Here is a 15,781-nt window from a genome sequence, read left to right as displayed (position 1 = left end):
AAATAAAACGAATGTGCCCATATTTTCATAAATTTCACTTGGTTGTTAGTAGCGTCCGGGGACAAGAAGTTGTAAACTACTATAGTGTGCAAAAAAATAGTCGATTTATATATGTGAAGAAGCGCACGTATTTCTTCGGGTAGGAAGGGATTTTATGCAGTCTAAGCTTTTAAGAGGAACATTTATATTAACGCTAGGAACGATACTTTCAAAGGTTATCGGCTTAATTTATGTTATACCATTTTTTCAAATTGTCGGTAGGGAAGGGACTACGCTTTATCAATTTTCCTATGTACCGTATACGATTTTTATTAGCGTTGCAACAGCCGGTGTGCCGCTCGCCGTTTCGAAATTTATTTCAAAATATAATGCTCTAGAGGAATATGCAGTTGGCAGGAAGCTGTTTAAATCTGGTTTAGTCATTATGATGTTAACAGGGATTATGGCTTTCTTAGTGATGTATCTTGCGGCACCGACATTAGCGGAAATGAGTGTTGGTGATAAAAAGGCAAATTTAGATTCGGTCACCACGGTTATGCGAGCTGTAAGCTTTGCGTTAATTGTTGTTCCATTTATGAGCCTCATTCGAGGATTCTTTCAAGGGCATCAATCGATGGGCCCCTCTGCACTTTCACAAGTTGTGGAACAAATTGTCAGGATTGCCTTTACTCTTCTAGGGGCTTTTGCCGTCTTACATATTTTTCATGGAAAAATGGTAACAGCGGTAAGTGTGGCGACGTTTGCTGCCTTTATTGGCGCGATTGGCGGTTTATTTGTTTTATTTTGGTATTGGTATAAACGAAAACCGTATTTAGACGAACTCCTTTCACAGGATAAGGGCACAATAGATATCTCTCTTAAGGATATCTATAAGGAAATTCTTATTTATGCATTTCCGTTCGTGTTAGTGGGGATTGCCAACCCTTTATTTCAGGCGATTGATCAATTCACCTTTAGTCAGGCAATGGCAGAAATCGGGAAAGCGAAATTTGCAGAATCCTTTTTCTCTATTTTGAACTTTGAATCCCATAAAATTGTCATTATTCCAGTATCTCTGGCAACAGGATTTTCGTTAACGCTTGTACCAAGTATAACGAGGGCCTTCGTTGAGGGGGAAGGAGCAAGCTTAAACCAACAGTTAAATCAGACATTTCAGGTCCTGCTATTTTTAACATTACCAGCAGCTATCGGTCTTTCGTTATTGGCAGAACCTGTATATACAGCGTTTTATCAGCATGATGTAATTGGTACGGAAGTATTAAGGGCATACGCACCTGTAGCCATTCTTTTTTCCTTATATTCTGTTACTGCAGCCATATTACAAGGAATCAACGAACAACGATTTACGGTGTTAAGTTTACTTGTCGGATTATTAATTAAACTGTCTCTAAATATTCCGTTAATAAAAATGATGGAAACAAGAGGAGCAGTATTAGCCACAACACTTGGATATGTTGCAGCCATTCTCATCAATTTTATTGTTATTAAGATATATGCCCGTTATCCATTCCGACTTGTATGGAGAAGAAGCTTGTTAATTGTTATCTTTGCTGGATTCATGTGGGTGGGCACAGAATTAATGTACAAACTATTATTGTTATTCCTCTCTCCTGCATTAAAAGTTCAATCAGTAATAATAATTGTTATTTGTGCCGCAGTAGGAGCTGGAATTTATTTTTATCTTGGCTTAAAATCAGGACTTGCGACCCGTTTATTTGGGGATAAACTTGATCGGATCATGAACAAATTAAAATTACCTGGGAGGAAGAGAAGCGTTGAGAATTGATAAAATGCTTGCAAACCTAGGCTATGGAAGCAGAAAAGAAGTTAAGCAATTGTTAAAAAGCAGTGCGGTTAAAGTGGATGATGTGGTAGTAAAAGATGCAAAACAGCATGTGGATCCATCCTCACAAACTGTAACCTTAAACGGAGAAATTATCGAATACAAAGAATTTATTTATTTGATGATGAATAAGCCACAAGGAGTCTTATCTGCTACAGAAGATAGTTCGACTGAAACAGTCATCGATTTATTAGAACTCGAAGACCAAGTTTATGAGCCTTTTCCGGTTGGACGATTGGATAAGGATACTGAAGGGTTGCTGCTAATCACCAATGATGGCCAATTGGCCCACCGTTTGCTTTCTCCGAAAAAGCATGTTCCGAAGACGTATTTTGCGGTCATTGATCGTGAAGTGACTGAGGACGATATTGAAGCGTTTGCTAACGGCGTTACCTTGGATGATGGCTATGAAACCAAGCCAGGTGAATTGAAAATCTTAAAGTCTGGAATCCGATCCGACATTCAATTAACAATTACTGAAGGGAAATTTCATCAGGTGAAAAGAATGTTTGAAGCTGTTGGGAAAAGAGTAGTCTATCTCCAACGGATTTCGATGGGTCCATTACCACTCGATGAGACACTTGAATTAGGTGAATATCGAGAACTAACAGATGAAGAAGTGGAGTTACTCCGAAATTATCAAGTGAAATAGACTTATATATGAAAAAGCAGCCTCATTTGAAGCTGCTTTTTCTCTTTTTATAGCTTGTCCTTACAGTATTAAGCCTGTAAAAAAGATTGTAACATCCAGTTATGTTTCTTAAGTTTTCCAATTAAGCCTAAAAACATGTCGCTAGTGACTTCGTCATCATTTTGCTCGGCGACTTCCATCCCAACTTTTAACTCATCAATGAGTAAAGAAAAGTCATGGATGATTGCTTGTACCATTTCCTCAGCTGTTAGTGTTTCGTTCGTTTCTTCAATCGTTGCAAGTTGAAGATACTCTTTTAGGGTAGAAACAGGACGGCCTCCAATCGTTAATAATTGTTCTGCAAATTCATCAATGGAAGCGGCTGCTTCTTCATATAATTCTTCAAATTTTCCGTGCAAGGTAAAGAAGTGAGGACCTTTCACATACCAGTGAAAACGATGTAATTTAGTATATAGGACATTCAAGTTAGCGATTTGTAGGTTGAGCATTTGTTCGACTGTCATTTAACATTCCTCCTAATTTCTTATCTGAATTAATTATAACACATATCAGTTAAAAGTAAATATTAAATTATAATTATTATAAATAAGGCGAAAAATAATTAACTATACGGTTCTCTGGGTATCTTAATAATATTTACTTGAAAAGGATACCTTAATATTAAGGGGGAACTGTCATGAAACTTACACACGAGCAGGCAATTGAGTTACACGGCTTTAATAACTTAACGAAATCGTTAAGCTTTAATATGTATGACATTTGTTTTACGAGAACGAGGGAAGAGCGTGAAGCTTATTTAAAGTATATTGATGAACAATACAGTGCGGAAAGGCTGCAAAATATATTAAAGCATGTTTCAGATATCATTGGTGCCCATGTATTAAATGTTGCGAGTCAGGACTTTGAACCGGCTGGGGCGAGTGTGACCCTGTTGGTTTCTGAGGGGCCGGTTGCGAATGCACCAGATGAATCATTTGAAGAATCACCGGGACCACTGCCAGAATCGGTGGTTATGCAGTTAGACAAGAGCCATATCACGGTTCATACATATCCTGAATTTCACCCCGATGAAGGAATCAGTACATTTAGAGCGGATATTGATGTTTCCACTTGCGGCGAGATTTCGCCGCTTAAGGCTCTTCATTACTTAATTAGATCGTTTGAAACGGATGTCATGACAATTGATTACCGTGTGCGCGGGTTTACACGGGATAAATCGGGACACAAGCTCTTTATTGATCATGAAATCAATTCGATTCAGAATTATATCCCGGAAGATGTTGGTGAACTATTCGATATGATTGACGTCAATGTCTATCAGGAGCATATTTTTCACACGAAATGCAAACTGCGTGAATTCGATTTAAATAATTATTTATTTGGATATAGCAAAGACACTTTAACACCTGAAGAACATATTGAAATCACTGAGCGGTTAAAGATAGAGATGGATGAAATCTTTTATGGGAAAAATATTGTTCAATAATAGGAAAAGGAGCAGTAATATTAAGGTCACTGGAACAGATGTGTGGTCGGTTCTTAGGTGGCTCAAAAAGTAATTGATTAAGACTAAGGTCACGTAGAAGGAGTCTACGTGACTTAAATCATGTCAGAATAAAGACGAAGGTCACGGAGAGGTTAGCAGCCTTAAAAAAATCGCTTGACGCGAAACCAAATGGTGTTATATAGTCTTTATATGAAACCAAATGGTTTCGTATTGAAAAATATCGCAGCAAAATTCGAGGAGGCAATTAATATGAGTAACGAGTCACAGGCAACATTAGAGGATATAAAGTATACGGTTGTTTATAATGCTCCGATTGCAAAAGTATGGGATGCAGTAGCGACTGCAGAGGGTCTAAGTGCCTGGTTTATGCCAAATGATCTACAGGCAGTTGAGGGACATGAGTTTCATTTAAATGCAGCGCAATTTGGCATGTCGCCATGTAAGGTAACCCATGTTGATCCTCCAAACCGTCTATCCTTTAATTGGGGGAAAGATTGGACACTAACATTTGAATTAAAAGAACTGGATGATAAAACGGAGTTAACATTAATCCATGGAGGTTGGGACGCGAATAAAGTCACTGAATTTGGTCAACCGCATACTCCAATCCGTGAACATATGAATCAGGGCTGGGCAGGTATTGTGAAAAAATTGCAGGGATATGTTGAGGCATAAATGGCGGCTTCCTCGGCAAAGCATGATGTCTTTCAAGCCATCGCTGATCCAACAAGAAGAAAGCTGTTAAAACTGCTTAGCAAGGAAGAGATGCCCGTAACGGCAATAAGTGAACACTTCCCGATAAGCCGTACCGCCGTGTCTAAGCATCTTCGTGTTTTAGCGGAGGCTGGGCTGGTTAAGGAACGAAAAGCTGGCAGGGAAACAAGGTACAAGCTGGAGCCAGAACCGTTATATGAATTAAAAGATTGGCTCCAATATTTTGAGCTATTTTGGGAAAATAAATTATCCGCACTTAGGCTATTTGTAGAGTCAGATGATCAAGATACCCCAACGGATCCAAAGGATTGAGATTGAAAAAGCAAAAAGGCCAACCAATATTTGGTGGCCTTTTTAAGTTCATATTAAACAGTAATTTCATTCAACCCATTTTTTCTAACAAGAAATGAGAGGGTGATTAGCAAGCCTATTATTGTTAGGCTTACCGATGAACCAATAATATTATTTGGATTAAACACAAATCCAATAAAGATAATACTTAAAGATGCAAGTGCGAAAATGGTCGTATATGGAAACCATTTTATTTGGAACGCTGGTTGATTTTTGTAAAGTGGTCTTAATTTTAACTGCGCTGCACAAATACTACTCCAGAGTAACATGACTGTAAATCCTGGAATGGTCATAAGATAGCCGATAACCTGACTAGGTGTTAAATAAGCTAGAAAAACTCCTGCTAGTATACAGACACCCGTAAGGAAAATTCCTGTTAATGGGATTCCCTTTGCGGAGAGTTTTGCAAAAACCTTAGGCGCAACACCACTTTGTGCCATCGAAAATAGTGTTCTTGATGTCGCATAGATTCCTGAATTTGCAGCCGATAGGACAGCTGTCAAAAGGACAAAGTTCATAATATGTGCTGCTCCCGGTAACCCGGTTGCGCTAAAGACCTGAACGAAGGGACTGTCTGTACCAGTAACTTTGTCCCAAGGCATGAGTCCACAAATGATTAGAATTGGTAAAATATAAAAAATCATGACACGCCATACGGCACCTTTAATAATTTTTGGCAATACTCGCTCGGCATCCTTTGTTTCGGTTATAGCTACCCCGATTAATTCCGCTCCGCCATAAGAAAACATGACTACTAAAAATGCGCTGAACATTCCACCCATTCCGTGCGGGAAAAATCCGCCATTAGCTGTATAGTTAGAGAGTGGGTCCTGAATCGAGCTGGGAATAATACCAAAAAGGAGTGAAAAGCCTAAGATAATAAAGGCCACAAGTGCAATGATTTTAATCCCTGCAAACCAAAATTCAAGCTCCCCATAATTTTTTACTTGAGTTAAATTGATTCCTACGATTACAACTGCACAAAGGAAACTTAACAGCCATAAAGGTATCGCAGGAAACCAAAATTGTAGAAAACTTCCCGCAGCTAGTAATTCAACAATCGTAACAAGAGTCCAATTGATCCAGTACAGCCATCCGACGATATAAGAAACTTGGAAACCAAATGCTTTGTTTACTAAATGCTGTACATTTAAATTTGGAAAAGCAAGGGCCATTTCCCCAAGGGCAGCCATTATGATAAATAGTAATAGACCGCCAAGTAAATAGGCCACGACTACACTAGGTCCAGCAATGGCTAATGTATCGGAACTGCCTTTAAATATCCCCGTCCCAATCATACCAGCCAAAGCAATAAACTGGACATGCCTTGATAATAATCCTTTTTGTAAGTTCTGATGATTTTTTTTCATATCTTCTCCTATTAAACTTTTTTGCTTAAACGCTTTTAAGCACTAAAGTATTTTTCTATAATAATATACTACCATACTATTTAAATCTGTCAAATGGAGTCGAGAGACTGAGCAGTTAAGCCATATCCCTATTTTGACCTGGACGGTCGCATTATTTCATTGGGAATTTTGAAAACAGTTTAAAATATTAACCAGAAGAATTTTTTTTGGTTGAAGGAAACTTTGTTTGAAGAGGAGAATATAAATAAAGTAAATTAGGAGGATGATGCATATGTTTATTACCCCTCGATTGCAGCGGAGAATTTTCATGTATTCATATGTTTTTAGAAAGCTCGGCATCATAAGTGAACAAGAATATAACAAAATCACTAATCATGTACATGGCAGGACTTAATATTTTGACAAACAAAAAGCACCGAGAGTATCTCGTGTGCTTTTTTATGCTATCCTGTTACGTTACTTTTCGTTTTAAGAAGACATTTTAACTCTTTTTTGTGTAGTCGTCCATTTTCCGCGGCTTGGGCTTATTACCAAGTCATTATAGGCTAAGACATTTAAATCTCGTTGTATGGTGCGAGGAGTGATACCAAATTCCTCTACAAGTTCCTGCGTTGTGACTGTTCCATTATTGCGAATAAACATGTAGATACATTTGATGCGGTTTAACATCCGGTTAGTCGAAGGTTTCAAAAAACCACTCCCTATCCTTTTTTCAAACCTATGGCTTAATCCCTCTACCGACAGCCTGTTTGAAGATTCCTCTTCAAGAAATATGTAGTTTTCTTTTCCGCGCAGACAACTCCTTTTTATGGATGTTTACTGTGGATACTTAGATGGTGTCCACCTATCCTTATTGTAACCACAAAAACTGAAAATTTCCACCAATATACTTTATTTTACAAAATAATCTTCAAAAATTAACAAAAATTGTTCGGATATTCTCCCTCCCTTGTAGTACTCTTACTATAGGTTATGGGTTATAATGTATGGATTATGACAAATTATTTGAATTTTTAGTTAAATTATTATTTTTAATTTTGCATAATAAAAAGTCGAAGTTAAATTGATAACAGATTTGAAAAAATGATATGGTTACATTTATGAAGATTTAAATAAAATGCTGTGTTAATGCATAATTTTGATTTACACTCTGTTGATTGGAGCGGAAATCAACAGACAAGTTTAACACAGCAAATAAAAAATAAAAGGGGAAATGGGAGAATGAAATATGCAATCATGGATGGAAAAATAATTGAGCGAAGTCAGGCAAAGGTGGATGTAGAAGACCGAGGCTATCAATTTGGGGATGGAGTGTACGAAGTGATCCGTGTCTACAACGGAAAAATGTTCACAGTAACCGAACATCTAAATCGTTTATTGAAAAGTTTAGATAGTATCGGCATCCAACTACCATACACAATGGATCAATTAACAAATTTGCTGGAAGAACTGATTGAGAAAAATAACCTTCAGTTAGGAACGATTTATATGCAAATTTCAAGAGGAGTTGCCCCTCGTAATCATGCTTTCCCAACAGAAAATGTGAGGCCAAGTCTAGTAGCATATACGAAGGAAGTGTCTAGGCCATTAGAGAGTTTGAAGATGGGCGTAAGAACAATCATTACAGATGATATACGCTGGCTGCGCTGTGATATAAAAAGTTTAAATTTGCTTGGAAATTTATTAGCAAAGCAAAAAGCTGCCGAAGCAGACTGCTTTGAGGCAATTCAACACCGCAGCGGGAATGTGACGGAAGGAAGTTCATCAAATATCTATATGGTTAAAAATGGCAAGGTAATCACACATCAGTCGGATAACTTAATTTTAAAAGGAATTACAAAAGATGTTATTTTGCATGTCTGCGAAAAAAATAACATTGTTGTTGAGGAACGAACATTTACACTTGATGAACTTATAGATGCTGAGGAAATATTCCTTTCTAGTACGACCGCAGAGGTAATGCCAATTATTGAAGTGGATGGGAAGCGTGTAAGGGATGGTTTGCCTGGTCCTGTCACAAAATTACTGCAGGAACGTTTTGAGTTAGAAATTGAAAAACAATGCGGAGCACTTATTGACAAAATTCTTCATTAGCAATTAAGACGTGTACACAGAAGTGTCCACGTCTTAATCTTTAATCCATATGCTTGGTACCTTTAGGGGAAAAAATGAACTACTTTTTTCCCACATCAAGGAACGTCCACTTTTTATTTTTAGGCTGTGTTAAACTTGTCTGTTGATTTCCGTTCCTGGCACTTCGCTTTCCGCGGGCGTGCCGGGGAGCCTCCTCGCCGCTTTTAGCGCCTGCGGGGTCTCCCCTGCCCCGTACTCCCGCAGGAGTCTTCGTGCCATCCACTCCAATCAACAGAGTGTTAAAAACAACATTAATCTTTAACACAGCCTATTTTTAATACTGGAACAAATCGCTCGATAAGTATCTTTCGCCTGTATCACAAGCAATACATACAACGACATCATTAGGGGTTAATCGTTTGGCAACTTCTATCGCTGCAAAGCAAGCCCCGCCTGAGGATGGCCCGACAAGAATTCCTTCTTCTACAGCCAACCTGCGTGCGATATCATAGGCATCTTCATCATTAATTTGATGGATTTCGTCATAGACATCCTGATTAAGAATGTCTGGAATAAATCCTGGACTTGTTCCAACAAGTTTGTGCTTACCAGGTTTTCCGCCTGACAAAACAGGCGAGCCTTTTGGTTCCACCACGTGGACAGATATATTTTCAAAATGTGCTTTCAAGGTTTCGCCTGTACCAGTTATGGTCCCACCTGTTCCAGCGGTGGCAACAAAGGCAGCAAGCGGTTTGCCAAGTTCGTTCATTGCTTCAATGATTTCTACAGCGGTAGTATGACGATGTGCATCTGAGTTCGCATGATTTTCAAATTGCATTGGAATAAAACTATTGGGAATCTCGTTAGCTAATTCAATGGCTTTTTTGATGGCCCCTGGCATTTTTTCATCTCCAGGTGTAAGGACAACTTCCGCACCGTATGCCCTTAAAATACTGATTCTTTCTTGCGTCATCGTATCTGGCATGATGATAATCGATTTATATCCTCGTGCAGCAGCATTCATGGCAAGGCCAATCCCTGTATTTCCACTTGTTGGTTCGATAATCGTGGAACCTGTGGTTAATTTCCCAGCCTTTTCCGCTTCAACAATCATATTAAATGCAGCACGGTCTTTTACGCTTTTACTAGGGTTAAAGTATTCCAACTTTAGATAAACCGATGCCCCACCCCTAGGTGCTAATTGATTTAGTTTAACAAGTGGTGTATCTCCGATTAGTTCAGCTATATTATTGACTACTTTCAAGAGGCCCGCGTCCTTTCCATCCTTTGAAGTAAATAACTATTACTTGATTCATAACTAATAATAAATAAAAATTAATACTTTGTAAAAAAATCGGCTAATTGTCTGTTTGCTAATAGATACATTTAGGACAAAATAGACTAGAATTATTTATAGAAGGGAACATAACGATGGAAAAACGCCCCCATTATTTCTTTGCCGTAAGAATACCAGAGCATGCGAAACTAGTGATGAAAGACCATTTGGAAAAAATCAGAGACATGATCCCGTTTAGTCGCTGGGTCCATGATCAGGATTTACATATAACCCTAGCGTTTCTTGGTGGTGCAACGTCAGATATATTAACAGAAGCAGTTAAAAACGTTAAAATTGCCCTTAGCGATGAGAAAACACTAACATTGAACATCAACAAGCTTGGTATTTTCGGTAGTGTGACTTCTCCCCGTATTTTTTGGGCCGGTATAGAGGAAAGCACACATTTACAAGTTATTAGAAAAAAAGTATTTTTCGCTTGTGAGCTGGCAGGGTTCCAACTGGAAACAAGACCATTCCGTCCCCATATTACTCTTGCGAGAAAATGGATAGGTGAACATCCTTTCCAAAACGAAATGCTTAAACTGTGGGAAGAGCTCCAGCCTACGCCCCTTTCATTTGATGCTGTTGATGTGGTGCTTTATCAAACACACCTGAACAAAACACCAAAGTATGAAGCAATTAAAACATATCCTTTAACCAGCACAAAAACATTAAATAAATAAAGGTTGGTAGTATGAAACAAGTATACTTTATTATTAATCCCAAAGCTGGCAATGGTCATTGCTTTAAGATTTGGGAAAGAGTGGAGCACCAACTAAAAGTTAATCATGTAAATTACCTTGCATTTTTTACTGAATACCCTGGACATGCAAAGATTCTTACAACGCAAATTGTGCAAAAGACTTCTGAGCAAAAGATTGTTATTGCTGTGGGTGGAGATGGAACGATGCACGAGGTGATGAATGGGGCAGTCAACGATAATAAAATTACACTAGGATTTATTCCTGGAGGGTCTGGAAATGACTTTTCTAGAGGTTTTCAAATTCCTGTTGATCCTGTTGAAGCCATAGGAGTAATACTCCGTCTTGCAAAACAAAAGGGTTTGTCAATCGATATCGGGAAAATTAAATTGGCTGAATCAAATGAGCGCTTTTTTATTAATAACATGGGTGCTGGATTTGATGCCCTCATTTCCTATGAAGTAAATCAATCCCGGATGAAAGCCATATTAAATAAACTCATGATGGGTAGAATGGTTTATGTTTATTTTTTGTTAAAAAAATTATTTACTTATAAAACCACTACAATTGATTTATCAATTGACGGTAAAAAGCATATATTTGAACAGACATGGTTTGTAACTGTTTCGAATCAACCCTTTTATGGCGGTGGGATGAAAATTGCCCCTGATGCTGAACCAGATGATGGCCTTTTTGACATTACCGTGGTCCATCAATTATCACGATGGAAACTGCTGCTTGTTTTTATAAGTGTATTTTGGGGAAAGCACACCCATTTTAAAGAAGTGAAAACTTATACGGGCAGGAGTGTGTCCATCCATTCTCCAACAAAACTTTTTGTTCATGCAGATGGAGAGCATATCGGAACTACACCATTTAAGATAGATCTTCAAGTAAGCGCTCTAGAAGTGTTAACAAGAAGAAATCATCCGAAAGAAGTGGAGATGAAAGAGAGGGACTCGAATGATTGCTACTGACCGAAATTTCTTCGCCTATCTAGATGAGATGAAGATCATTACGATTCTTCTACCTCTTTCCTATCATCACGGATTGTCATCCTCCTTTTCGATTACAAGTGATTTTCAAGAACACCCATTGAAAATCATCGAGAAGAGACAAATAGATAATAAAATGAAATATATTTGCGAATTTTCAAAAGAGTATTCCTTTGAAAAACAATATCTAATTATCGATGAGCATGGAGGGAAAACTGACCTCCAAATTGGTGCCGTGATTCGAACAGAGGAATTTGACGAGAAATTTTATTATGACGGAAAGGATCTCGGTGTTACCTTCCAACCGGGGCTAACCCGGTTTAAGCTTTGGGCACCCACCGCAACCCAGGTTAAATTAAAGTTGCGTCCATCTAAAAGTACTTTTTCAGAAATTGTAAAAATGAAAAGAGAAGATCACGGCATTTGGACCGTAGCTGTTAACCGTGATTTAGAGCTCTATCAATATAGTTTTCTAATCTTAGTCAATCAAGAATGGCGTGAGGCTGTGGATCCTTATGCTAAAGCTGTGACCGTTAATGGAGAACTTGGAGTGATTGTAAGATTTGACGAAACCCAGCGAACGCGTCCTAACTTACCTAAAATTGAAAATCCAGTGGATGCCATTATATATGAGACCCACATAAGGGATTTAACGATTCATCCTAAAAGTGGTGTGAAGAATAAGGGTCTGTATCTAGGTGCTGGTGAGCAAAATACAAAAGGAATGGATGGGGAACCCACGGGGTTAGCGTATATTAAAGACTTAGGTGTTACCCATATTGAATTCCTTCCTTTCCATGATTTTGCTGGTGTGGATGAACTGCATCGAAATAAGGAATATAATTGGGGATACAATCCTCTTCATTTCAATGCCCCTGAAGGAAGCTATTCAACGAATCCTGCCAATCCATATTCAAGAATCATCGAATTAAAGCAGTTAATTGATCAAGTTCATAGTCTTGGTCTTAGAGTAATCATGGACGTCGTATATAATCATGTATATGTTCGTGAGACCTCATCCTTTGAAAAGGTGGTTCCTGGGTATTATTTCCGTCATAACGAGATTGGACTTCCTTCAAACGGTACGGGAGTTGGAAATGATATTGCATCGGAACGCAAAATGGTCAGAAAATATATTGTGGATTCCATTCAATATTGGTTGGAAGAATATCATATCGATGGGTTCCGCTTTGATTTAATGGGGATCTTGGATGTGGAGACCATGAAAGAGGTAAGGAAAGTTTGCGATAGGCATTCAACAGGGACGATCATCATCGGTGAAGGCTGGAACCTCAATACACCACTTCCAGCAGAGCAGAAAGCAACAATTGGAAATCAGGCAAAAATGCCAAGTATTGCTCAATTCAATGATAAATTTCGTGATTCTATAAAGGGAAGTTCTTTTAACTTATTTGATAAAGGCTTTGCCTTAGGTAATGACCATTACCTCGAGGCAGCTAATGAAGTGATAACTGGGAGCATCGGTTTTACTAAACACGGTCCGGGTACTTTTAATGAACCTTTTCAATCATTAAATTATGTAGAATGTCATGATAACCACACGATGTGGGATAAACTTCAAGCATGTCTCCCCGATGCTGATGAATCGTTACGAATAAAGTATCATCGGCTCGCTACAGCGATTGTTTTGTTGTCCCAGGGAGTCCCCTTTCTACACAGTGGCCAAGAGTTCTTTCGAACAAAAAAGGGGGAGGGGAATAGTTATCGTTCCTCTGATGAAATCAATCAACTGGACTGGGAAAGAAAAATTTTATATAAAGATAATGTAGAATATGTAAAAGGACTTATTCAAGTACGTAAGAAATTTTCTTGTTTCCGAATGAGAACTTCTGCAGAAATCCGATCAAATATCCGCCAAATGCCATTAGCTTCACCACTGTTAGGATATAGGTTTATAGGGGATAATGAACTAATTTTACTAATCAATCCCACCACGAAAGAGCACAATATAACGTTACCTGACGGGGATTGGACGGTCTTAGTTGATGATGTAAACGCAGGGATTACTGCCGGGCGGATTATGTATAGGAAAGAATTGAGTATTGAACCAGTCTCCATAAATGTTTTGCTAAAAAAATAGTTTCTGCAGATATACTTGACGAAAAAAGGTAATCCGAGATAAAATTTAATAAGATGGCTATTGTGTGCAATGGTTTCAATAGCTTTTTTTTTATTTCAAAAAAATAAAAGCTGTTGATGAAACTGTGGTAATATAAGACCTTCCGGCAACGCAGGTTATACCTCTAAATATAGAGGAATAAGCCCATAAGAACGGCATAAATTGAAGGTGAGCAATTTTGGATCATATACTAGGACAAGAGTGGGAAATTACCCCTGCTGGAGGCAAAACAGGTGAAGCCTTTTATGCAAAATATCAAGACCAAAGGCTTTTTTTGAAGCGGAATTCGTCTCCGTTCCTTGCTGTACTCTCAGCAGAAGGTATTGTCCCAAAGCTTGTTTGGACAAAAAGGTTGGAAAGTGGAGATGTAATTACTGCACAGCAGTGGCTTCCCGGCAGAGAACTAAAGCCGTCAGAAATGAATCAAGAACTCGTGGCAAGACTGCTGAAGAAGATTCATTGCTCAGAGCCAATGCTGGGAATGTTAAGCCGGATAGAGACTTCTCCATTACATCCAGAGCCTATATTGAAATCGGTGGTAAATGAGTTAGATGAGCAGACACTTTCCTTGCCTGAAGTGCAAAATGCAATGAGCTTTTTAAAAAAGGAAGCATTAAATGTCTATTGCGATGAGAAAGTGGTTTGTCATGGTGATGTTAACCATAACAACTGGCTGCTTGCAGAAGACAACCAGTTGTATTTGATTGATTGGGACGGGGCAATGATCGCCGACCCCGCCATTGACCTAGGATTGCTCCTATATTGGTATATTCCAAAAGAGAATTGGCAGGATTGGTTAGGCATGTACGGCAAAGAGCTGACCGATAACCTAAAGTTACGAATGAAATGGTATGTTACCATTCAGACGCTTTCTTCAATTCAATGGTATAAAAATAAAAATCGCTTGGAAGAAATGAACAAATGGATAAAGTTCTTGGGTGAAATTCTCTAATCAGGAAAATTGGTCTATATTACTTACCCAGCTTGATAAGTTTGCTTGGTTAGATAAAATATGTTGATCTAAATCAGCAGTACCAACTCCATGGTGGCTGTATTGATATACTTCCTGTAAGATATTCTTAACATTTTGATCCACCTCGGTGTTCACCATTAGAGATTTCACCAATCGCTCTAATTGTTCACATTCGGCAACGGACCCACAGCAATCGGTTTGATGATTGTTTAATATATCTTTTAATAAAGTGACTTGGTCATCATGACTTAATGGCATGAATGGACACCCTCTCAAGTGTTATTTAAAAACAAGAATTCACACTGTTAGGTTGTGAATTCTTTTTTTGTTTATTCATGATCTTATTTTCCATTAAGTTAAACTTGTACTGAAAAATGGTGCATGATATATGTAACGAACAAAATTATTATTAGGAGTGTCATAAATGAGAGTTAGACATAAACCTTGGGCAAAGGAAAAAATAGAGCAGCATCCACAATATATTGTTGCCAATCCTGAAGAATATAAAGGAAAATGGCATGAAGTATTTAATACCGATCAGCCGCTACATATTGAGGTGGGTACAGGCAAAGGTCAATTTATTACGGAAATGGCTAGAGCGAATCCGACGATAAATTATATTGGTATTGAATTATACGACAGTGTCATCATTACTGCTTTAGAACGATTAATTGAAGCGGATTTACCGAATCTAAGGCTCCTTAATGTAAATGCAGTGGATTTGCCGAAATATTTTGCCAAAAATGATGTGGACCAGGTCTATTTAAACTTCTCTGATCCATGGCCAAAATATCGTCATAGAAAAAGAAGATTAACATATAAGGATTTCCTAAAGCTTTATGAGGATATTATGGTTGATGGTGGTGAAATCCATTTTAAAACAGACAATCAAGGCTTATTTGAACATTCCTTAATTAGCTTTTCAGAGTATGGATTGTTATTAAAGTACATCAGTCTAGATCTTCATAAAAGTGATTATGAAGGTAACATCATGACAGAGTATGAAGAGAAATTCTCAGAAAAAGGAAGCCGTATTTATCGCTGTGAAGTAAAATATCAAAACTAACTTTTTAAGGACAGTTCATTAGTGAACTGTTCTTTTTATTTCTTCAAGTATATACAAAAT

General features: G+C 38.1%; 16 protein-coding genes. 11 read left to right on the top strand and 5 right to left on the bottom strand.

Translation table 11 applies throughout. The features are described 5' to 3' along the window. Nucleotides 1–154 precede the first annotated feature (154 nt). On the top strand, nucleotides 155–1,786 hold the full coding sequence (locus AC4QJR_RS22325; RefSeq protein ID WP_496524218.1) for a putative polysaccharide biosynthesis protein: 1,632 nt from the start codon (nucleotides 155–157) through the stop codon (nucleotides 1,784–1,786). Next, nucleotides 1,776–2,495: a 16S rRNA pseudouridine(516) synthase gene (locus tag AC4QJR_RS22320; RefSeq protein WP_496524217.1), complete on the top strand. Its 720-nt coding sequence runs from the start codon at nucleotides 1,776–1,778 to the stop codon at nucleotides 2,493–2,495. The genes AC4QJR_RS22325 and AC4QJR_RS22320 overlap by 11 nt, the downstream gene beginning before the upstream one ends. A 68-nt stretch (nucleotides 2,496–2,563) precedes the next feature. Here AC4QJR_RS22320 and AC4QJR_RS22315 read toward each other — a convergent pair whose 3' ends face one another. Next, nucleotides 2,564–2,998: a Dps family protein gene (locus AC4QJR_RS22315; RefSeq protein ID WP_496524216.1), complete on the bottom strand. Its 435-nt coding sequence runs from the start codon at nucleotides 2,996–2,998 to the stop codon at nucleotides 2,564–2,566. Between the two features lie 173 nt (nucleotides 2,999–3,171). Between AC4QJR_RS22315 and speD the strand changes: the two genes are divergently transcribed. From speD to AC4QJR_RS22300, 3 genes are all read left to right on the top strand, one after another. Beyond that, complete coding sequence (gene speD, locus AC4QJR_RS22310; RefSeq protein WP_098574567.1) at nucleotides 3,172–3,981, top strand: adenosylmethionine decarboxylase; 810 nt, start codon at nucleotides 3,172–3,174, stop codon at nucleotides 3,979–3,981. A 270-nt stretch (nucleotides 3,982–4,251) separates the two neighbouring features. After that, nucleotides 4,252–4,677, top strand: a complete 426-nt coding sequence (locus AC4QJR_RS22305; RefSeq protein WP_496524215.1) for an SRPBCC family protein — start codon at nucleotides 4,252–4,254, stop codon at nucleotides 4,675–4,677. Continuing rightward, complete coding sequence (locus tag AC4QJR_RS22300; protein ID WP_098574565.1) at nucleotides 4,678–5,028, top strand: ArsR/SmtB family transcription factor; 351 nt, start codon at nucleotides 4,678–4,680, stop codon at nucleotides 5,026–5,028. A 53-nt stretch (nucleotides 5,029–5,081) separates the two neighbouring features. On the opposite strand, the gene AC4QJR_RS22295 is transcribed toward AC4QJR_RS22300, so the two are convergent. Further along, nucleotides 5,082–6,437, bottom strand: coding sequence for an amino acid permease (locus tag AC4QJR_RS22295; protein WP_496524214.1), 1,356 nt, complete (start codon nucleotides 6,435–6,437; stop codon nucleotides 5,082–5,084). 468 nt (nucleotides 6,438–6,905) lie between these two features. Next, nucleotides 6,906–7,127 carry a DeoR family transcriptional regulator gene (locus AC4QJR_RS22290; RefSeq protein ID WP_081825309.1) on the bottom strand — a complete coding sequence of 74 codons (222 nt, stop codon included), beginning with the start codon at nucleotides 7,125–7,127 and terminating at the stop codon, nucleotides 6,906–6,908. 531 nt (nucleotides 7,128–7,658) lie between these two features. On the opposite strand from AC4QJR_RS22290, the gene dat reads away from it, so the two are divergent. Next, on the top strand, nucleotides 7,659–8,531 hold the full coding sequence (gene dat / locus AC4QJR_RS22285; RefSeq protein ID WP_496524213.1) for a D-amino-acid transaminase: 873 nt from the start codon (nucleotides 7,659–7,661) through the stop codon (nucleotides 8,529–8,531). 313 nt (nucleotides 8,532–8,844) lie between these two features. Here the strand turns inward: dat and cysK are convergent, their stop codons facing one another. Then, nucleotides 8,845–9,774: a cysteine synthase A gene (gene cysK, locus AC4QJR_RS22280; RefSeq protein WP_375376941.1), complete on the bottom strand. Its 930-nt coding sequence runs from the start codon at nucleotides 9,772–9,774 to the stop codon at nucleotides 8,845–8,847. Between the two features lie 167 nt (nucleotides 9,775–9,941). On the opposite strand from cysK, the gene thpR reads away from it, so the two are divergent. The 4 genes from thpR (at nucleotide 9,942) to AC4QJR_RS22260 (ending at nucleotide 14,634) form a co-directional block, all read left to right on the top strand. Then, nucleotides 9,942–10,529: an RNA 2',3'-cyclic phosphodiesterase gene (thpR, locus tag AC4QJR_RS22275; RefSeq protein WP_496524212.1), complete on the top strand. Its 588-nt coding sequence runs from the start codon at nucleotides 9,942–9,944 to the stop codon at nucleotides 10,527–10,529. Nucleotides 10,530–10,540: 11 nt separating this feature from the next. Continuing rightward, on the top strand, nucleotides 10,541–11,524 hold the full coding sequence (locus tag AC4QJR_RS22270) for a diacylglycerol/lipid kinase family protein (protein ID WP_496524211.1): 984 nt from the start codon (nucleotides 10,541–10,543) through the stop codon (nucleotides 11,522–11,524). Then, nucleotides 11,511–13,643, top strand: coding sequence for a type I pullulanase (pulA, locus tag AC4QJR_RS22265; RefSeq protein ID WP_496524210.1), 2,133 nt, complete (start codon nucleotides 11,511–11,513; stop codon nucleotides 13,641–13,643). Before AC4QJR_RS22270 ends, pulA begins: the two co-directional genes overlap by 14 nt. A gap of 217 nt (nucleotides 13,644–13,860) precedes the next feature. Continuing rightward, a complete protein-coding gene (locus AC4QJR_RS22260; protein ID WP_098574558.1) occupies nucleotides 13,861–14,634 on the top strand; it encodes a phosphotransferase family protein in 774 nt (257 codons plus the stop codon). Here the strand turns inward: AC4QJR_RS22260 and AC4QJR_RS22255 are convergent, their stop codons facing one another. Next, on the bottom strand, nucleotides 14,635–14,913 hold the full coding sequence (locus tag AC4QJR_RS22255) for a YtzH-like family protein (protein ID WP_098574557.1): 279 nt from the start codon (nucleotides 14,911–14,913) through the stop codon (nucleotides 14,635–14,637). 166 nt (nucleotides 14,914–15,079) lie between these two features. On the opposite strand from AC4QJR_RS22255, the gene trmB reads away from it, so the two are divergent. Beyond that, complete coding sequence (trmB, locus tag AC4QJR_RS22250) at nucleotides 15,080–15,721, top strand: tRNA (guanosine(46)-N7)-methyltransferase TrmB (RefSeq protein WP_496524209.1); 642 nt, start codon at nucleotides 15,080–15,082, stop codon at nucleotides 15,719–15,721. Nucleotides 15,722–15,781 lie beyond the last annotated feature (60 nt).

It is taken from the genome of Neobacillus sp. BP17 (assembly GCF_059579525.1).
This window is presented reverse-complemented; position numbering and strand designations above follow the sequence as displayed.